15 protein-coding genes are annotated in these 19871 nt (G+C 58.9%); 3 read left to right on the top strand and 12 right to left on the bottom strand.

Features of this window, described 5'->3' with window-relative positions:
- Nucleotides 1–389: 389 nt before the first annotated feature.
- The 4 genes from HYI44_RS19305 to rpsU form a co-directional block, all read right to left on the bottom strand.
- Nucleotides 390–4133, bottom strand: a complete 3744-nt coding sequence (locus tag HYI44_RS19305) for an EAL domain-containing protein (protein WP_225570216.1) — start codon at nt 4131–4133, stop codon at nt 390–392.
- A gap of 122 nt (nt 4134–4255) precedes the next feature.
- Nucleotides 4256–6103 carry an RNA polymerase sigma factor RpoD gene (rpoD, locus tag HYI44_RS19300; protein WP_045059956.1) on the bottom strand — a complete coding sequence of 616 codons (1848 nt, stop codon included), beginning with the start codon at nt 6101–6103 and terminating at the stop codon, nt 4256–4258.
- Nucleotides 6104–6170: 67 nt separating this feature from the next.
- A complete protein-coding gene (gene dnaG / locus HYI44_RS19295) occupies nt 6171–8150 on the bottom strand; it encodes a DNA primase (protein ID WP_122841250.1) in 1980 nt (659 codons plus the stop codon).
- Between the two features lie 480 nt (nt 8151–8630).
- Complete coding sequence (gene rpsU / locus HYI44_RS19290) at nt 8631–8846, bottom strand: 30S ribosomal protein S21 (protein WP_002551877.1); 216 nt, start codon at nt 8844–8846, stop codon at nt 8631–8633.
- 199 nt (nt 8847–9045) lie between these two features.
- On the opposite strand from rpsU, the gene tsaD reads away from it, so the two are divergent.
- On the top strand, nt 9046–10071 hold the full coding sequence (gene tsaD, locus HYI44_RS19285) for a tRNA (adenosine(37)-N6)-threonylcarbamoyltransferase complex transferase subunit TsaD (protein WP_045059958.1): 1026 nt from the start codon (nt 9046–9048) through the stop codon (nt 10069–10071).
- Nucleotides 10072–10104: 33 nt separating this feature from the next.
- Here tsaD and plsY read toward each other — a convergent pair whose 3' ends face one another.
- The gene (plsY, locus tag HYI44_RS19280) at nt 10105–10674 is read right to left on the bottom strand and encodes a glycerol-3-phosphate 1-O-acyltransferase PlsY (protein WP_045059959.1); all 570 of its coding nucleotides are present in this window, start codon (nt 10672–10674) and stop codon (nt 10105–10107) included.
- Between the two features lie 74 nt (nt 10675–10748).
- On the opposite strand from plsY, the gene folB reads away from it, so the two are divergent.
- Nucleotides 10749–11105 carry a dihydroneopterin aldolase gene (folB, locus tag HYI44_RS19275; RefSeq protein ID WP_045059960.1) on the top strand — a complete coding sequence of 119 codons (357 nt, stop codon included), beginning with the start codon at nt 10749–10751 and terminating at the stop codon, nt 11103–11105.
- Complete coding sequence (gene folK, locus HYI44_RS19270) at nt 11096–11614, top strand: 2-amino-4-hydroxy-6-hydroxymethyldihydropteridine diphosphokinase (protein ID WP_225570215.1); 519 nt, start codon at nt 11096–11098, stop codon at nt 11612–11614. Before folB ends, folK begins: the two co-directional genes overlap by 10 nt.
- An 86-nt stretch (nt 11615–11700) precedes the next feature.
- On the opposite strand, the gene HYI44_RS19265 is transcribed toward folK, so the two are convergent.
- The 7 genes from HYI44_RS19265 to apaG all read right to left on the bottom strand — a co-directional run bounded on the left by HYI44_RS19265 (nt 11701) and on the right by apaG (nt 19812).
- Entirely contained in the window at nt 11701–12930 is a 1230-nt protein-coding gene (locus HYI44_RS19265) for a multifunctional CCA addition/repair protein (protein WP_122841252.1), read from the bottom strand.
- A 63-nt stretch (nt 12931–12993) separates the two neighbouring features.
- A complete protein-coding gene (locus HYI44_RS19260) occupies nt 12994–14556 on the bottom strand; it encodes a SpoVR family protein (RefSeq protein WP_225570214.1) in 1563 nt (520 codons plus the stop codon).
- Entirely contained in the window at nt 14553–15824 is a 1272-nt protein-coding gene (locus HYI44_RS19255; RefSeq protein ID WP_045059964.1) for a YeaH/YhbH family protein, read from the bottom strand. Before HYI44_RS19255 ends, HYI44_RS19260 begins: the two co-directional genes overlap by 4 nt.
- Nucleotides 15825–15965: 141 nt before the next feature.
- Nucleotides 15966–17888, bottom strand: coding sequence for a PrkA family serine protein kinase (locus tag HYI44_RS19250; protein WP_045059965.1), 1923 nt, complete (start codon nt 17886–17888; stop codon nt 15966–15968).
- 296 nt (nt 17889–18184) lie between these two features.
- Nucleotides 18185–18514 (bottom strand): thiosulfate sulfurtransferase GlpE, encoded by a 330-nt coding sequence (gene glpE, locus HYI44_RS19245; RefSeq protein ID WP_225570213.1) that lies wholly within the window; start codon nt 18512–18514, stop codon nt 18185–18187.
- A gap of 33 nt (nt 18515–18547) precedes the next feature.
- Entirely contained in the window at nt 18548–19432 is an 885-nt protein-coding gene (locus tag HYI44_RS19240; RefSeq protein ID WP_225570212.1) for a symmetrical bis(5'-nucleosyl)-tetraphosphatase, read from the bottom strand.
- The gene (gene apaG / locus HYI44_RS19235; RefSeq protein WP_045059968.1) at nt 19432–19812 is read right to left on the bottom strand and encodes a Co2+/Mg2+ efflux protein ApaG; all 381 of its coding nucleotides are present in this window, start codon (nt 19810–19812) and stop codon (nt 19432–19434) included. Before apaG ends, HYI44_RS19240 begins: the two co-directional genes overlap by 1 nt.
- Nucleotides 19813–19871: the final 59 nt, after the last annotated feature.

Here is a 19871-nt window from a genome sequence, read left to right as displayed (position 1 = left end):
CACTGCCCCTTTCAGGTTTGTGGTCTGGACTGTCTCTTACCTTTCGGCTCGCCCGTACAGTCTCTACACCTTCCTTGATAACTCAAGGCTTGGCTCGGGATTACCACGCCAAAGCAGAGGCTTCCCCGAATTTGAGCGATTCTACCAAGGAGCAGAGTGAACTTACCCCAAGGCAACCCATTCCCTCATCACCATGCCCCGAGGGGTTTAGGCTTTGAAGCGTTAAGTCCGCTGCTCTAACCAACATGAGCTAGAGGCCCTGATGCTACGGCGCACGGGTCGCTAGGATACGTGCACGAAAACCTAAGTCAACATAAGAACCGTGGACCAAAGGATTATGAGTCCTCTGCTCTAACCAACTGAGCTATAGGCCCTCAGTAGGTCGCGGATTATAACGATGGTTTCTCGGCTGTGCTATCCGAAAAGCTTGAAACTGTTGTACGAAGAAATGTCGCGGCGAATTCGTCGGGTGGCAGGGGCAGGCTGACGATGTAACCCTGGATCTGGTCGCAACCTTCGGCAGCGAGGAATTGTTGCTGGGCCTGGGTCTCGACGCCTTCGGCGATCACGGTAAATTGCATGCTGCGGCCCAGGGCGATGATTGCGCGAACGATGGCCACGTCGTGCGGGTCGTCCGGCAGGCCGCGGACGAAAGACTGGTCGATTTTGAGGATGTCCAGCGGGAGCCGCTTGAGGTAGCTCAGGGATGAATAGCCTGTACCGAAGTCATCGATGGCCAGTTGCACGCCCAGGTTTTTGAGCTGGTGCAGCACTGCCAGCGCTTCTTCCGCCTGGCTCATGATGAAGTTTTCGGTAATTTCCAGTTGCAGTAGATCCGGTCTGAGGCGGTTGTCCTTGAGCAGTTGTTCGATGCGCCCGAGCAGGTTGGGCTGGCGCAGCTGGGCGCCTGCCAGGTTTACCGACAGCGGGCCCATGCTTTGGTAGAGCTGATTCCACTCGAACATCTGGCGGCAGGCGGTTTCCAGTACCCAGTCGCCGATTTGCAGGATCATGCCGTTTTCTTCGGCCAGGGCAATGAAGCTCTCTGGTGGCACATCACCGAAAGTCGGGTGGTGCCAGCGGATCAGTGCTTCGGCGCCGACCAGGCGATGGTCGTCGAGGCTGATCTTCGGCTGGTAGTGCAGGTGTAGTTCATTGCGCTCGATGGCGCGGCGCAACTCGTGTTCCAGCGCTACCCGCTCACTGGCCTGGGCGGTCAGGTCGCGGGTGTAGCTTTCGACGCGGTTGCGGCCCTTGGCCTTGGAGCGGTACATCGCGGCGTCGGCATTCTTGACCAGCGTGGCCACGTCACTGCCGTCACGGGGATAGAGGCTGGTGCCAATGCTGGCGCTGATGAAGAACTCATGTTCACCGGCCTGGAACGGCGCCGAGAAGCAATTGAGCAACTTGTTGGCGATGTAGTCGGCATCGCTGGGTTGTTGAAGGCCTGGAAGCAAAATGATGAATTCATCGCCGCCGAGTCGTGCCACGGTGTCGATGTCCCGCAGCTGCTCTTTGAGGCGCACGGCAATGCCCTTGAGCAGCAGGTCGCCGACCGGATGGCCGAGGCTGTCGTTGATGTGTTTAAAGCGGTCCAGGTCGAGGAACAGTACTGCGCCCTGGCCGCCGTTTTCCTGCTGGTTGTTCAGCGCAGTCAGCAGCCGGCTTTCGAACAATGTGCGGTTTGGCAGGCCGGTCAGTGGGTCGTGGTGCGCCTGGTAGTCGAGCTTGGCCTGGGCGTGCTTGAGGCTGGAAATGTCAGCGAACACGGCAACAAAATGGGTAATGAATCGATCGCGGTTGCGCACTGCACTGATGGTCAGCCAGCTGGGGTACAGCTCTCCATTTTTACGGCGGTTGGAAATCTCCCCTTGCCAATGGCCTTCGGCGGTCAGTTGATGCCACATGGCGGCATAAAACGCGCTGTCATGCAGACCTGATGCGAGCAGGCGAGGGGTGTGACCCAGTGCTTCGCTTTCGCTGTAACCGGTGATTTCGGTGAACGCGCGATTAACCGCGCTGATGTGCTGCTGGGTGTCGGTGATCAACACGCCCTCGGCGGTGCTCTCGAACACGGTAGCGGCCTGTTGCAGCTTCTCCTGCATCAGGTGGCGTTCGGTAATGTCCCGGGCGATGGTCAACATGCAATCTTCATTGCCGATCGGCAGCGGCCGGCTGGACACTTCGCAAAGGCGAATCTGCCCATCGCTGCGGCGGATGTGGCAACTGAAGTCGCGAACAAAACCATCGCGGTTGAGCAGGTCGAGCATCTGCTTGCGCTCGTTGAGGTTGACCCAGATGCCCAGTTCCAGGGAGGAGCGATCGACCGACATCGCGCTGTTGAAGCCGGTGATGCGGCTGAAGCCATCGTTGACCTCCATCAACAGGCCATCGCTTTGGCGCGACAGCAACAAGCCGTCCGGGGAAGCGTGGAATGCCTTGGCGAATTTCTCCTCGGAGATTTGCAGCTGCTGTTGGGTCTCCTTGAGCTGGCTGATGTCACGAACGACAACGACCAGCGCCGGGGTGGCATCCAGGTCGAAGGGTTCGGCGGAGATCAGGCCGGTGAACACTTGGCCGTTGTTGCGGCGAAAGGGCATCTCGAGATTGCGGATGCTGCCTGCCTGCAAGCGCTGCAGCAGGCCCGGCCCGACGCCGGGGATGCCCCAGATGTTCAGGTCAGTGGCGGTTTGGCCGATGACTTCCTCGGCGCTGAGGCCGATCTGCTCCTCAAACGCTTCGTTGACCTCCAGCAGGCAGCCATCGGACAACCGCGCAATCACCAGAATGTCAGGGCACTGCTGGAAGACCGAGGCGAACTTCTGCTCGGACAGGCGTAGCGCTTCTTCGGTGCGTTTGGCGTCGCTGATGTCGATCATCAGGCCGCGCAGCACCGGCTCGTGCCCATGCTCGATCAGGCTGACGATGTCGCGTACCCACAGGCAGCGACCGTCGGCGGTGATCACGCGGTAATCGACCGTGTGATCACGCCCGGCCAGGACTTCGTGGTCGCAGAAGGTTTGGGCTCGGGTCAGGTCTGCAGGGTGAATGATGTTGCGCCAGAATCCAGGGATCAGCCAGTGTGAGAGCGGGTAGCCGAGCAGTTCTTCGGCATGCGGCGACACGTAGCTGTAGGTGAAGTCGCTGATCCGCGCTTCCCAGGCAATGGCCGAAAGGCTCTCGACCAGGCCGCGGTAGTGATACTCGCTGCTGCGCAATTCCTGTTCGAGATCGACCCGGCGGGAAATTTCCGAGCTCAGTCGGCGATTGATCCTGATGACGACCGCCAGCACGGTGATCAGCAGCAATAATCCCGGCAGGCCGTAAACCAGCAGGTCGGACCAGAATGTACGGTGGTCCAGCACATTGCCGACCCAATGCTCCTGAATGGCGCTGATTTCAGCCGGGCTCATGTCCGCCAGGACCTTGTCCAGGATGCCAACCAGTATTTTGTTGTCCTTGGGCACGGCCATGGCCAGTTGATAGCGGTAGGGCGTCTCGCCGCTCACATACAGGCCGTCGAGCTTCAATTGGCGCAGGCTCCAGACGCTGGAGGCGAGATCGCCGACCACGGCGTCCACTTCATCCGTCGCCAGCGCTTGCAGCGCCGAGCTGACGTTGGGCATGGCCACCAGGTTCAGGTCGGGATGGGTGCGCAGCAGTTCATGGGGGGCGTAGTTGTCCACCACGGCAATTTTCAGCCCGTACAAGTCCGCGATTTTGCGCGGCTGGGCGCCCCCCACGTGGGCGAGGATGACGATCGGAAAGTCCAGGTAAGGGCGCGTGAAGGATAAATAAGATTGGCGTTCCGGGGTCGACATGATGCCCGGCAGCAGATCCAGCTTGCCTTGCCTGACCTGCTCCAGGACCACCGTCCAGCTGACGGGCTCGACCGGTTTGAGGTCGACCGACAGGCGTTGCCGAATCACGTCGATATAGTCCGCGGCAAGACCCTGGTAGCGGCCCTGGTCGTCCCGAAACTCGAAAGGTGGCCAGGACGCATCGACACCCAGGCGCAGGTGCGGATGGGCGTCCAGCCAGCTACGTTCTTCGTCGGTTAGAGTCAGAGCGCCAGCCGTTGTGGTCCAGGTGATCAGCGACAGTAAAAAAAGCACGGTCGGCAGTCTGGGCATAACGCTCTCGTTATGGCTCGGGGGAATGTTTCGAGTGTAGACGGGCAATTCGGCGGGAGGGAAGTGCGGGGGATTTAATCTGCATAAAGCAAAACCCCCGGCCTGGGCCGGGGGTTTTGTGATCACTCGTCGAGGAAGGAGCGCAGATGCTCGCTTCTCGTCGGGTGGCGCAGCTTGCGCAGCGCCTTGGCTTCGATCTGACGAATCCGTTCACGGGTTACGTCGAACTGCTTACCAACCTCCTCGAGGGTGTGGTCGGTATTCATGTCGATACCGAAGCGCATGCGCAGTACCTTGGCTTCACGGGCAGTGAGGCCGGATAGTACTTCGCGAGTCGCTTCTTTAAGGCTCTCAACAGTGGCTACATCGATTGGCGACTGCATGGTCGAGTCTTCGATGAAGTCACCCAGGTGGGAGTCTTCGTCATCACCGATCGGGGTTTCCATGGAGATCGGCTCTTTAGCGATCTTCAATACCTTGCGGATCTTGTCCTCAGGCATTTCCATGCGTTCGCCCAGCTCTTCCGGGGTCGGTTCGCGACCCATTTCCTGCAACATCTGCCGGGAAATACGGTTGAGCTTGTTGATCGTCTCGATCATGTGCACCGGAATACGGATGGTGCGGGCCTGGTCGGCGATCGAGCGAGTGATCGCCTGACGGATCCACCAGGTGGCATAAGTCGAGAATTTGTAGCCGCGACGGTATTCGAACTTGTCCACCGCCTTCATCAAGCCGATGTTGCCTTCCTGGATCAGATCAAGGAATTGCAGGCCACGGTTGGTGTACTTCTTGGCGATGGAGATCACCAGACGCAAGTTCGCTTCAACCATCTCTTTCTTCGCGCGGCGGGCCTTGGCCTCACCGATCGACATGCGACGGTTGATGTCCTTGATTTCGGCAATCGTCAAACCGGTTTCGGTTTGCAGCGCGATCAGCTTCTGCTGGCAACGAATGATGTCCGGCTGCAGGCGACCAATGGCTTCAGCGTATTTGCTTTTGCCTTTGGCCAGTGCATCGGTCCAGCTTTCGTCAACTTCATTGCCTGGGAACTGGCGCAGGAAGTCGGCACGCGGCATACGGGCATCACGAACGCACAGTTGCATGATCGCCCGCTCTTGCTGACGCAGACGATCCAGGGCACTGCGAACACGCTCGACCAGGCCTTCGAATTGCTTCGGCACCAGTTTGATCGGCATGAACAGCTCAGCCAGAAGCACCAGCTCGGCAATCGCCAGCTTGTTGCCACGACCGTGCTTTTTCAGGGCCTTGCGGGTGACTTCCATCTGGTCGGAGACAGCGCCAAAACGCTGTGCTGCGATGACCGGATCCGGACCGCTTTCGGCTTCTTCTTCGTCGTCAGTTGCTTCGGCGTCGTCGTCATCGGTGTCGTCATCCGCTTTCACGGCTTTCGGATCGACTGGCGGCGGCACTTCTGCAGCAGGCGGCGCAATACCGTCGTCCGGGTCGATATAACCGCTCAGGACGTCGGACAGGCGGCCACCTTCGGTGGTGACGCGAGTGTACTCGGAGAGAATATGGTCAACCGTGCCAGGGAAGTGCGCGATTGCGCCCATCACTTCGCGGATGCCCTCTTCAATACGCTTGGCGATTTCAATTTCGCCTTCACGAGTGAGGAGCTCTACCGTACCCATTTCACGCATGTACATGCGCACTGGGTCGGTGGTGCGACCAATGTCGGTCTCGACCGCTGCCAACGCTGCTGCTGCCTCTTCGGCCGCAGCTTCGTCGGTATCGGCGTCGGCCAGCATAAGGGAATCCTTATCTGGCGCAACCTCGAATACGTTGATCCCCATGTCGTTGATCATGCGGATGATGTCTTCCACCTGTTCCGGATCTGAAATATCCTCCGGCAGGTGGTCGTTGACCTCCGCGTAAGTCAGGTAGCCCTGCTCACGACCAAGTGTGATCAACTCTTTGATACGAGACTGCTGTTGCGCTTTTCCGGACATAACACCCTATCCACTGAAGGTCTTGGCGGGCAAAAAACAAGCCGAGGATTATACCTGAGCTATGACCTCACGCGCCAGTTGAGGTCGGGTTTGATACAGCCACATTGCGTTTTAATAGGTCGCGCATCTGATTTGCGATCTGATTTGCCTCCTCGGCAGTCAATCCTGGCTGCCTTGCTTTCCTGATCAGAACTTCCAGGCTGTCTGTGTGTTGACCTGCTGATAACCTAGTAATGGTGTCTAAAAACTGTTGTTCAAGGTTGTCGCCGTCAATCAGCCACTCCTTTTCCGCCAAAGCCTTGAGCAGGCGACCCTGTTCGGTGCCGTGCCAGCGGGCCATCAACTGGATAGAGTTTAGCTTAGGATTTTTCTGCACCGCCTCGATAAGGGCGACCAGCAGTTGTGCGTAGGTATTGCTTTCATTGGCGAAATGGTCGGCGGTTTCCACCTTGCCGGCCAGCTGCGGATGATGAATCAGCGTGCGCAGTGCAATCAGTGTAGGGGCTTCGACAGCGATCGGCGTGCGTGGTGCGCTCTGCTGATCGCGATCACCGCCACGCTTGCCATTCTTGTCCCAGGGCTTCTTGTCCCACTTCTTGCCGCCGGCGCCGGGTTTCTTCGGCGTCCACTCCTGCTGCGGCGTGTACATGTCGGGTGATTGCGGCTGATGGTAGTCGCTGTAGTCGGGCATGGCGTCATAGTCGATGCCTGGATCGTAGGCCGGCGGCGCATCTTGTGGAGCGCTTTGCACCAGCTGGCTGACGGCTTCGCCAGTCAGTCCGGTGATTTCACTCAGGCGCTGGCGCATCAGGATGCGCAGGTTGGCGCCGGGCACCTTGTCGATCAGCGGCGCGGCCAGCGTGGCCATATGGGCCTTGCCTTCGAGCGAGCGCGGATCCGATTCTTCAGTCAACTGCTGGAAAAAATAGTCGGCCAGCGGTTGTGCGTGCTGGTTGATCCTTGCGCGGAAGGCATCGGTGCCCTCCGAGCGGACCAGGGTATCCGGGTCCTCGCCTTCGGGCAGGAACAGGAACCGCGCACGCCGCCCGTCCTGCAGGCACGGCAGCGTCGCTTCGAGCGCGCGCCAGGCGGCATTGCGGCCGGCCTGATCGCCGTCAAAGCAGAACAGCACGTTGGGCACGACGCGAAACAGTCGCTTCAAGTGTTCTTCGCTGGTGGCTGTGCCCAGCGTTGCCACGGCGTTGCGCAGGCCTTGCTGCGCCAGGGCGATGACGTCCATGTAGCCTTCAACCACGATGATTTCATCGAGATTGCGGTTGTTCTTGCGTGCTTCGTAGAGGCCGTAGAGTTCCTGGCCTTTGTGAAACACCGGGGTTTCCGGCGAGTTCAGGTATTTGGGCTTGTCGTCGCCCAGCACCCTGCCGCCAAAGGCAATAATGCGGCCACGGCTGTCGCGGATCGGGAACATTACGCGATCGCGGAAGCGGTCATAGCGTTTGCCGGTTTCGGCGTTCTCGATCAGCAGGCCGGCATCGACCATGGCTTTCTGCTGCAAGGTGTCGCTGCTCAAATGCTTGAACAGGTTGTCCCAGCCAGGCGGAGCGAAACCAAGGCCAAAGTCCCGGGCTATTTCGCCGGTCAGGCCGCGCCCCTTCAGGTAATCCACGGCGGCCTTGCGCGACGGATGGCTCTTGAGCGCCTGACGATAAAATTCGGCGGCGGCAGTCAGCAGGGGATATAGCGGGGAGTCGGTGGGCTGTCGCGGTTTGTGCGGCCGGCCACTTTCTTCCCTGGGGATTTCCATGCCTGCGGCTTTGGCGAGCTCTTCGACGGCCTGGACGAAATCCAGGTTGTCGTGGTCCATCATGAAGCCGAGGGCGTTACCGCCAGCACCGCAGCCGAAGCAATAGTAGAATTGCTTGTCGGGGCTGACACTGAAAGACGGGGTTTTTTCTTTGTGGAACGGGCAGCAGGCAGTGTAGTTCTTGCCGGCTTTTTTCATTTGCAGGCGCGAGCTCACCACATCGACGATGTCGGTGCGGTTCAGAAGGTCGTCAATGAAGCTCTGGGGAATTAGCCCGGCCATGGCGTTCTCGTCATCTGCGCTGAATGGATCCAAAACCTGCGGCGAGCGAGCGCGGTCCGTTGCTTGAGGCGCGTGTTAAGGCGGCTCGAACCTGTCGTTTGCGTAATCGCCATAGGGAAGTGTATCTGTCGAAAATCAACTGACGTTAGTGCCCATCAGTATTCGATCATTTGAAAATATTGCGCTGAAATCCGCTACCGCCAGTCGGTGGCCTCGGATAGCTCATAAGCTGGCACGCAAGAGGGTGCCTTGGGCTGATCGTCGTGAGAGGAATCAGTGGGTGTGCTCGTCAGTAGCCTTGGAAGGCTCGTCAGAAAAGACGTGCACCGCTGGCAAAAGAGCCAGGTCTGACGCTGTGAAGCGGATTTTGTCTAGGTCGCGTCTGCGGCTTTGACGGTGAAGCATCAAGCGTTTTCCGCAAATGCCATAAGCCCGGCTGAGGGCCGGGCTTGGCAGAAGCTTGCTACGAACGTCTGTGTATTAGTACAGACGAACGGCGCGGCGCTGTTCGCGCTGTACTTTCTTGGCGTGACGCTTAACAGCGGCTGCTGCTTTACGTTTACGCTCAGAAGTAGGCTTCTCGTAGAATTCGCGGCTACGAACTTCAGCCAGTACACCGGCTTTTTCGCAGGAGCGCTTGAAACGACGCAGAGCTACGTCGAAGGGTTCGTTCTCTTTTACTTTGACGGCTGGCATCCAGAGCTACCTTCATTCATTACCGGGGTCAACATCCTCGTGGCAAAAGAGCACTTGAAGACGTCGGTTTTTAAGGGTTGCGGATGTTAACCCCTCATCGCTCGGAATGCAAAGCCTCTGATCGAAAACCGCTGGTCGGGGCATCGCGTGGCGACTATTATGCGCGCCTTCGAATTCAGCCTAAACAAGGCGCAAACCCATGCTAGTACTGGGATTAGAGACTTCTTGCGACGAAACAGGTGTCGCATTATACGACAGTGAGCGCGGTCTGCTCGCCGACGCGCTGTTCAGCCAGATAGACCTGCATCGCGCCTATGGCGGTGTGGTCCCGGAGCTGGCCTCGCGTGACCACGTCAAGCGCATGCTGCCCTTGATTCGCCAGGTGCTGGCCGAGGCCGACTGCGTGCCTACCGAGATCGATGCGATCGCCTACACCGCAGGTCCCGGGCTTGTCGGCGCGTTGCTGGTGGGGGCGTCTTGTGCCCAGGCGCTGGCCTTTGCCTGGGGTATTCCGGCGCTCGGCGTACATCACATGGAAGGTCACTTGCTGGCGCCCATGCTGGAGTCGCAACCGCCGCAATTCCCGTTCGTCGCTTTGTTGGTGTCGGGCGGTCATACGCAGCTGGTCCAGGTCGACGGGATCGGCCAATACACCCTCTTGGGCGAGACCCTCGACGATGCTGCCGGTGAAGCTTTCGACAAGACCGCGAAGATGATGGGGCTCAATTATCCGGGTGGCCCTGAAATTTCGCGTCTGGCCGAGCAGGGCGTCGCCGGACGTTTCACCTTTCCGCGGCCAATGTGCGACCGCCCGGGCCTGGCCTTCAGCTTCAGCGGCTTGAAAACCTTCGCGTTGAACACCTGGCAGCAGTGCGTGAGCGCCGGGGACGACGGTGATCAAGCCCGTTGCGACATCTCGCTGGCGTTCCAGCAGGCCGTGGTGGAGACTTTGACCATCAAGTGCAAGCGGGCCCTGAAACAGGCCGGCATGAAGCGCCTGGTGATCGCTGGGGGCGTCAGCGCCAACAAGGCACTGCGCACCTCGCTGGAAAAAATGCTCGGCGAAATGCAAGGCGATGTGTTTTATGCGCGTCCGGAATTCTGCACTGACAACGGTGCGATGATCGCGTTTGCCGGTTGTCAGCGTTTGCAGGCTGGCCAGCATGAAAGCCTGGCGATCAGTGTGCAGGCCCGCTGGCCGATGGAACAGTTGTCGGCGCTTTGAGCCGCCTGCGATGCACGGCGCTCAACGGCTGGATTAGAAATGCCGTTCGCGCCCGGCAAACAGGTCGCGTAGATTGCCACGGTGACGCCAGACGATCAGGCCGGTAAGCGCGCTCATCGGTAGCAGGGCAGCGGGCTCTTGCCACGCCAGCAGTGGCAGGGTCAGAGGGGTGGCAATCAACGCGGCCAGCGAGCTGGTGCGGGTCAGGTAGAACGTCAGCAGCCAGGCGCAAACGGCCAGTAATGCCGCTGGGGGGTAAAGCCCCAGCAGCATCCCGGCAGCGGTGGCGACACCCTTGCCGCCGCGAAACCGGAAGTACAACGGGAACAGATGGCCGATCACGGCGCAGACGCCGATCCAGGCTTGCTCCTGCAGTGAAAGGCCGGCGACGCCCGCGATGAGCACGGGCACCAGGCCTTTGCAGAGGTCTCCGATCAAGGTCAGGACCGCCAGTTTCTTGCCGGCCAGACGCAACATGTTGGTGGCGCCGGCATTGCCCGAGCCACTCATTCGCGGATCGGGGTTGCCGGTCAGGCGGCTGAGCAAGATGGCAAAGGACAGCGAGCCGAGCAGGTAGGCGAGAGTCGCCAGTAACCAAAACATGCTAACTATTCCGGGCGAGGACGCCCTGATTCTAACGGCGCATTGCGCCCTTGTCGTGCAGCGGAGAAAAGTGCTTGGACAGAGTGTTTATCGAGGGCCTGGAAGTCGACACCGTCATTGGTGCCTACGACTGGGAGCGAGGCATCCGGCAGTGCTTGCGCCTGGATCTGAGTTTTGCCTGGGATAACCGCCCGGCTGCTGCGGGAGACGACCTGACCCTGGCACTCGATTACGCCAGCGTTTCAGCGCGCATCCAGGCTTTTGCCGAGCAGGCGCAGTACCAACTGGTCGAGACTTTTGCCGAGCGTCTGGTGGAAGTCCTGATGAGCGAATTCGAGATCACCTGGGTGCGGCTCAAACTGACCAAGCCAGGTGCTGTCCCGGCGGCGACCGGGGGTGTGGGTGTGGAGATCGAGCGCGGATGTCGCTGACCCAGGTTTATCTCGGGCTCGGTAGCAATATCGAGCGCGAAGCCCATCTGCAGGCGGGCCTGGAAGCCCTTGCGGGTTTTCTGGTGGATATACGCTGCTCGGCGGTGTTCGAAAGCCAGCCGGTGGGCATCAAGAGCGGGCCGTTTTTCAATTTCGTGGTATCGGCCTGGACTGATCTGCCGTTAATCGAGCTGGACCGTCGGCTCAAGTTCATCGAGGCGGATAATGGTCGTTATGCGCCAGATCGACGAGGTTTGCCCCTGGATATCGACGTGTTGCTGTTCGGTGAGCTGGTGGGCAACTTCGATGGCCTGGTGCTGCCGAGGGCAGAAATCCTTAAAAATGCCTTTGTGTTGTGGCCGTTGTCGCTGATTGCCCCGGACCGGGTACATCCGGGTGTAGGCAAAAGCTTTGCGACCTTGTGGAGTGAAGCTCAGATTGATCAGGTGTTGGCCCCGGTGGCGTTTGAGTGGCGCGGAGAGCAACTGACGCCTTTAGATTTGTTGTGACAGTTATGGCGCCATCGCGGGCAAGCCCGCTCCCACAGGTACGCTGCAAATTCCTGTGGGAGCGGGCTTGCCCGCGATGGCGTCAATCAGATCGACGCAGTCTCTTTGTAAGCCTTCAAAGCCTTGAGCCGCTCACGCTTGATCGCTTCTCCCAGCTCAGGCCCTTTGAATCCCTGCTCCAGCAGCGGCTGAACCGCCACACCGCGGGCTGCCGCTGCCGCCCCGCGCAGGTAGTCCGCCTGCGGATAACTTCGCTGCTCCAGCCCCTTGCGCCCGCGCGCATCCATCTCGCACGCCGCAATAAACTCCTCGAACCGCTGTGGCCGGCGGTACACATCGAAACTCTGCAACAGCTCCAGCAAGGTCGAGGGCTTCAGCTCCAGCGCGCGGTGGCCATGAGTATGGTATTGGCCCACCAGCAACGCCAGTTCCTGACAGTCCTTCGGTGCCTTGAAGCGTTCGTTGACCGCCTTGATCAGCTTCAGCCCCGTGTGCTCGTGGGCGATATGACGCGGCCATTCTTCCGTGGGGGTTAGCCCTTTGCCCAGATCGTGCAGCAGGCAGGCCCAGCGCACGGTCAGGGGGTGCTTGTGCAGGGCACACTGCTGCAACACGCTCAAGGTATGCACCCCGGTGTCGATTTCCGGGTGATGGGCTTCCGGTTGCGGTACCCCGAACAGGGCGTCGACTTCAGGCATCAACACCTTGAGCGCGCCACATTCGCGCAACACCTCGATAAATATTTGCGGCTGGTCTTCCATCAGTGCGCGGGAGATTTCCTTCCAGCTGCGCTCAGCCGTCAACGCCTGCAACTCACCGGAATCCGCGAGCTGGCGCATCAATTCCAGCGTTTGCGGAGCCACCGTAAACCCGAGCCCGGCGTAGCGAGCTGCAAAGCGGGCAACGCGCAGTACCCTGAGCGGATCTTCGGCGAACGCAGGTGAAACATGGCGCAGAAGGCGGTCTTCCAGGTCCTGCTGGCCGTGGTAGGGGTCGGTCAGATTCTGCTGATCGTCCTCGGCCATGGCGTTGATCGTCAGGTCGCGGCGGATCAGGTCTTCTTCGAGGGTGACTTCAGGGCTGGCATGGAAGGTGAAACCACCGTAGCCGCGCCCGCTTTTGCGCTCGGTGCGGGCGAGGGCATATTCTTCGCCGCTTTTGGGATGCAGGAACACCGGAAAGTCTGCGCCCACGGGCCGGAAACCCTTGGCGAGCATTTCTTCGGTGGTGGCGCCTACCACTACCCAATCGATATCGGTGACCGGAATACCCAGCAGGCGATCGCGCACTGCACCGCCGACTTTATAAATCTGCATAAAAAACCTCCGTTAGCTCGACAGAATAACCTTTGCGTCGAACCACCGGAGGCACAAACGGATTCAAAGATGAATGACAGCCAGGTCCAGCCGGCCGTAATCACCTTCAGCGTGTTCGCCTTTGGGAGGCACATGTTGGGTTTTCATCACCTGGTCCCCTTGCAGGGTTTCCAGATGAATATCGAAGCCCCACAGCCTGTGAAGATGTTTGAGAACCTCGTCGGTCGACTCTCCCAGCGGTTTACGATCGTGCTGCTGATGGCGCAGGGTCAGGGAGCGGTCACCGCGCCGATCGATGCTGTAGATCTGCACGTTGGGTTCACGATTGCCGAGGTTGTACTGCGCCGCCAGGGTCTCCCGGATGGTGCGGTAACCGCCTTCGTCGTGAATGGCCGGGACCAGCAGATCGTCTTTCTGATCATCGTCGAGAATGCTGAACAACTTCAGGTCACGTATCACTTTGGGTGACAGGTACTGCAGGATGAAACTCTCGTCCTTGAAGCTGCTCATGGCGAATTTGATGCTCGAAAGCCAGTCCGTACCGGCAATGTCTGGAAACCAGCGGTAGTCCTCCTCGGTGGGGCTTTCGCACATGCGGCGGATGTCGCGGTACATCGCAAAGCCCAGGGCGTAAGGATTGATGCCACTGTAGTACGGGCTGTCGAACCCCGGTTGCATGACCACGCTGGTGTGAGAAGTCAGGAACTCCATCATGAAACCATCAGTGACGAGGCCTTCATCGTAAAGATCGTTCATCAGCGTGTAATGCCAGAACGTAGCCCAGCCTTCGTTCATGACCTGGGTCTGGCGTTGCGGGTAAAAATACTGGGCGATCTTGCGCACGATGCGCACGATCTCGCGCTGCCAGGGCTCCAGCAACGGTGCATGTTTTTCGATGAAGTACAGGATGTTTTCCTGAGGTTCGGCGGGGAAGCGCGCATTATCCTTCTCGCTGTATTTGTCCGCGCCTTTGGGAATGGTGCGCCACAGGTCGTTGATCTGCTTCTGCAGATGCTCTTCGCGATCCTTCTGACGGCGGCGTTCTTCCTCGGCTGAAATAGGGTAGGGGCGCTTGTAGCGGTCGACCCCGTAGTTCATCAGCGCATGGCAGGAATCCAGCAGGTCCTCGACCGCGTCGATGCCATGCCGCTCTTCGCACTGCATGATGTACTGCTTGGCAAACACCAGGTAATCGATGATCGAACTGGCGTCGGTCCAGGTGCGGAACAGGTAGTTGCCCTTGAAGAAGCTGTTGTGGCCATAGCAGGCATGCGCTACCACGAGTGCCTGCATGCAGATGGTGTTTTCTTCCATCAGGTACGCGATGCACGGGTCGGAGTTGATCACGATCTCGTAGGCCAGCCCCATCTGGCCGCGGCTGTAGGATTTCTCGGTGCTGAGGAAGTGCTTGCCGTAGGACCAATGGTGATAGCCCAGCGGCATGCCCACTGATGCATACGCATCCATCATCTGTTCGGCGGTGATCACTTCTATCTGGTTGGGATAGGTATCGAGTGCGTAGCGAGCGGCGATACGACTGATTTCGCGGTCATAGGCCTGGATCAGCTCGAACGTCCACTCGGAGCCGGTGGAAATGGGTTGGCGCTTCTGCTCTTTGGCGGTCATGTCACTAACCTGCGCTGGAAGAGTTCACGGAAGACCGGATAGATATCTCCGGCCGAGACCAGTTGCTGCTGGGCAAAAGTGTCAGAGAAGGCTTCGGCAATGCGTTCGTATTCGAACCACAGGGCCTGGTGCTCCCGAGGGGTAATCTCGACATAAGTGTAGTACTGCACGAACGGCATGATCTGATTGATCAGGATGTCGCGGCAGATCGGTGAATCGTCGTTCCAGTTGTCCCCGTCGGAGGCCTGTGCCGCATAGATGTTCCACTCATTGCTCGGATACCGTTCCTGCATGATCTCCTGCATGAGCTTCAGGGCGCTGGAAACGATGGTGCCGCCGGTTTCGCGAGAATAGAAAAACTCTTCTTCGTCCACTTCCCGTGCGCTGGTGTGGTGGCGAATGAACACCACGTCGATCTTGTCGTAGTTACGTTTCAGGAACAGATACAGCAAGATGAAAAAGCGCTTGGCGATGTCCTTGGTCGCCTGGGTCATGGAGCCTGAAACGTCCATCAGGCAGAACATGACCGCCTTCGAACTGGGGTTGGGCTGCTTGATCAGCAAGTTGTACTTGAGGTCGAAAGTGTCCAGGAAGGGCACGCGATGGATGCGCGCACTGAGTTTTTCGATTTCTGCCTCTATTTCCTGAATATCGCCGAAGTTGTCCGGTTCATCCCGCTTCAGCCGCAGTAACTCTTCCTTGGCTTCGCGCAATTTGGCCCGGCTGCTGCCAGACAGGGCAATACGCCGTGCATGGGCCGAGCGCAGGGTGCGGATGATGTTGATCCGCGACGGATTGCCTTCGTTGCTGATGCCCGCGCGGACGGTCTTGAAGGTGTCGGTACCGGTCAGGTTGCGCTTGACCAGGTTGGGCAGCTCCAGGTCCTCGAACATGAATTCGAGGAATTCTTCCTGAGTGATCTGGAAGACGAATTCGTCCATGCCCTCACCGGAATTGCCGGCCTTGCCGGGCCCTCTACCGCCGCCACCGCCCGGTGGACGGGCAATGTGCTCGCCGCTGGTGAACTCCTTGTTGCCCGGGTGCACGACGGTCTGCTTGCCACCACGGCCGTGGTGAAGCACTGGCTCATCGATATCGCGACCAGGGATGCTGATCTGCTCGCCGTGTTCCATATCGGTAATGGAACGCCGGCTCACCGCCTCTTCGACGGCTTTCTTGATGTGGTCACGGTAGCGCCGTAAAAACCGCTGGCGGTTCACCGTGCTCTTGTTCTTGCCATTGAGACGCCGGTCGATCACATAGCTCATAGGCCCTCCGGGGAGCTTCGAGTCATAAGCTTCAAGCTGCAAGACAGAAGCTTCAGAAACAAGCGGCGCGCGACATATGGCCACAAATACGCAAACACCGCGTATCTGTGGAGGGTTCGTCGTTTGCCGCCTGCAGCTCCCTTACTGGGACTTTCTCACCCGCAGATACCACTCGGATAGCAGCCGTACCTGTTTGTCGGTGTATCCACGCTCGACCATTCGTGTAACGAAGTCGTTGTGTTTCTGCTGGTCCTCTTTGCTGGCCTTGGCATTAAAACTGATGACTGGCAGCAGGTCTTCGGTGTTGGAGAACATTTTCTTCTCGATGACCACCCGCAGTTTTTCGTAGCTGAGCCAGGTCGGATTCTTGCCGTTGTTATTGGCACGGGCACGCAGGACAAAGTTGACGATTTCGTTGCGGAAATCCTTCGGATTGCTGATGCCTGCCGGTTTTTCGATTTTCTCCAACTCTTCGTTCAGCGCTACACGGTTGAGGATCTCGCCGGTTTCCGGGTCGCGATACTCCTGATCCTGAATCCAGAAATCCGCATACAGCACATAACGATCGAAGATGTTCTGCCCATACTCGCTGTAGGACTCGAGGTAGGCGGTCTGGATCTCCTTGCCGATGAATTCGATGTAACGCGGGGCCAGGTATTCCTTGAGGAACCGCAGATAACGTTCGCGTGTTTCGGCCTGGAACTGTTCCTGCTCGATCTGTTGTTCCAGCACATAGAGCAGATGCACCGGGTTGGCGGCGATCTCGTGCGGATCGAAGTTGAAGACCTTGGACAGGATCTTGAACGCGAAGCGGGTCGAGAGGCCGTTCATCCCTTCATCGACGCCTGCATTGTCACGATATTCCTGGATCGACTTGGCCTTCGGATCGGTGTCCTTGAGGTTTTCGCCGTCGTACACCCGCATCTTCGAGTAGATGTTCGAGTTTTCCGGCTCTTTGAGGCGCGAGAGCACCGTGAACTGGGCGAGCATTTTCAGGGTGTCAGGTGCGCAGTGGGCTTTGGCCAGCGAGCTATTGAACAGCAGCTTGTCGTAGATTTTCACTTCGTCGCTGACGCGCAGGCAGTAAGGCACTTTGACGATGTAGATCCGGTCGATGAAGGCTTCGTTGTTCTTGTTGTTGCGGAAGGTGTGCCATTCCGATTCGTTGGAGTGGGCGAGCAGGATCCCGGTAAACGGAATCGCGCCCAGGCCTTCGGTACTGTTGTAGTTACCTTCCTGGGTGGCGGTCAGCAATGGGTGCAGCACCTTGATCGGCGCCTTGAACATTTCGACGAATTCCATCAGGCCCTGGTTGGCCCGGCACAGGGCCCCCGAGTAGCTGTAGGCGTCGGCGTCGTTCTGCGGGAATTCTTCCAGTTTACGGATATCGACCTTGCCCACCAGTGCCGAGATGTCCTGGTTGTTCTCGTCCCCAGGTTCGGTCTTGGCCACGGCGATCTGGTTGAGGATCGACGGGTAGAGTTTCACTACACGGAACTGGCTGATGTCGCCACCAAATTCAGCCAGGCGCTTGGTGGCCCATGGCGACATGATGGTATTGAGGTAGCGCCGTGGAATACCAAAGTCCTCCTCGAGGATCGCACCATCTTCTGTAGCGTTGAACAGACCCAGGGGTGACTCGAAGACCGGCGAGCCCTTGATCGCGTAGAAGGGCACTTTTTCGATCAGCTGTTTGAGCTTCTCGGCCAGGGACGATTTACCGCCACCGACGGGGCCGAGCAAGTAAAGAATCTGTTTCTTCTCTTCCAGGCCCTGAGCGGCATGGCGGAAATACGACACGATCTGGTCGATGCATTCTTCCATCCCGTGGAAGTCTTCAAAGGCCGGGTAGCGACGGATCACCTTGTTGGAAAAGATTCGCGACAGCCTCGAGTTGGTCGAGGTGTCCAGCAGTTCCGGTTCTCCGATGGCCAGCAAAAGACGCTCGGCGGCGGAAACGTAGGCACTGCGGTCCTGTTTGCACAGCTCAAGATACTCTTGCAGCGAGAGTTCTTCCTGGCGTGTGGACTCGAAGCGTTGTTGGAAGTGGCTAAAGATACTCATGACGTCACCTCGCTCGATACGTGGAGCCGACGCCGGATCACTCAGTCGATGCTGGCAGCAACCGAACAGGCGGTCGCTGTTTACCCCCCAGAACTCTTTCAGAGCTGACGACTCCGAAAGCTACTCCCGATGACCCGCGCGCCGGTGTACCGGCTCTCCCCTGTTTTGGATGGCCTGGGCTTAAGGATAGTTGGGAATTCGGGAGGTAAAGGCGAGATACGTAATTAGTTGTGGCAGACCGTTCGTCTGCCACGGCGCTAGCCCACAGTGGCTGGGGCTTACACGTTACAAAAAAATTATTCCGAGGTGCCTTGCGCGGTTTCCGCAGGATAAGTCGTACGCCACAGCTCAAAACCGCCATCCATGCTGTAGACATCTGAGAAGCCCTGGCTGATCAGATAAGCGGCCGCGCCTTGGCTGGAATTGCCGTGGTAACACACAACCACCGTCGGTGCATCGAGGTCGGCGCCCTGGATGAAAGCGTGCAGGGAGTGATTATCCAGGTGCCTGGAACCTACGATGTGCAGCGCGGCAAAAGTAGCGGGGTCGCGGACGTCGACCACTACAGCGCCTTGTTCGCGCAGGGCTTGTGCCTGCTCTGGGGGGATACGTTTGAATTCGCTCATGGCGGGCTCCTGTGGCTCGGCTGAAAGCGCAGCCTAGCGCTGAATGCTGACTGACGATGATGCGGTGAGTGTGGGAGTGATGGGCGCAGCGGCGACATGGCCGTGCGCGTCGCATTTGCAGGACAGGCGCTCGCCGGTGTCGACGTTCATCAGGGTCAGGGCGCCGCCCCAGACGCAGCCTGTGTCGAGGGCCGAGATGCCCGGCTCCAGAACTTTGCCCTCCAGCGCTGCCCAATGGCCGAAGATGATCTTCAAACCTTTGGTCTTGCGTTCTTTGTGCTGGAACCAGGGCTTGTAGCCCGGTGGTGCCGAGTCCAGGCCTTCCTTGCTCTTGAGGTCAAGCTTGCCTTCGGCCGTGCAGAAACGCATGCGGGTGAAATAGTTGGTGATCACTCGCAGGCGCGTGACGCCTTTGAGTTCGCTATCCCATTTCGCTGGTTCATTGCCGTACATGCCGTCGAGAAAGGGTGGCAACAGGTTGTCGTCGCGCAAGGCGGTCTCGACTTCGGCGGCACATTTCAAGGCTTTGCGCAGCGACCATTGTGGCGGGATACCCGCATGCACCAGCGCCATGTTGCGCTGTTCGTCGTAATGCATGAGCTTTTGCTGGCGTAACCAGTCCAGCAGGTCTGCGCAATCGGGCGCATCGATGATTTCACGCAGGGTGTCGCCTTTTTTCAGGCGCTCGATGTTCCTCCCGGCTGCCAGCAAATGCAGGTCGTGGTTGCCCAGTACGCACACCAGTGACTCGCGCATGCCGTAGAGGAAGCGCAGGGTTTGCAGCGACTGCGGGCCACGGTTGACCAGATCGCCGACCAGCCATAGCCGGTCATGAATCGGGTCGAAGGCAACTTTTTTGAGCAGGCATTGCAGTGCGTCAAGGCAGCCTTGGAGGTCTCCGACGGCGTACGTTGCCATCAGTGCAGGGCTCCGGGCACCGCCAAGCGGAACGGCGCTATGACGGCGTCGAAGTGCTTGCCGTCGTCGGCAATCATTTCGTAGGTGCCCTGCATGGTACCGACCTTGGAGGTCATGACCGTACCGCTGCTGTAGGTGTGGCTCTTGCCAGGATCGATCAGCGGCTGCTGGCCGACGACGCCCGCACCGCGAACCTCCTCGACATGCCCGTCGCCATCGGTGATCACCCAGTGCCGCGACAACAGCTTGGCCGGTAGCTGGCCATTGTTCTGCACGGTGATGGTGTAGGCGAAGGCAAAGCGTTCGTGCTCGGGTTGCGATTGTTCTGCCAGATAGCGGGTGACGACGCTGACGTCGACCTGATAGCGAGGATCGGACATGCAAGAGGCCTTAAAAACGAAGCGGGACGCGGGGCGTAGCTGAGGGAGTCAGTCTAGGC

This window comes from Pseudomonas sp. Y24-6 (genome assembly GCF_020295325.1).
Lineage (GTDB): Bacteria > Pseudomonadota > Gammaproteobacteria > Pseudomonadales > Pseudomonadaceae > Aquipseudomonas > Aquipseudomonas gregormendelii.
Note: the sequence above shows the minus strand (reverse complement) of the source record. Positions and strands in the feature narration are given on the sequence as shown.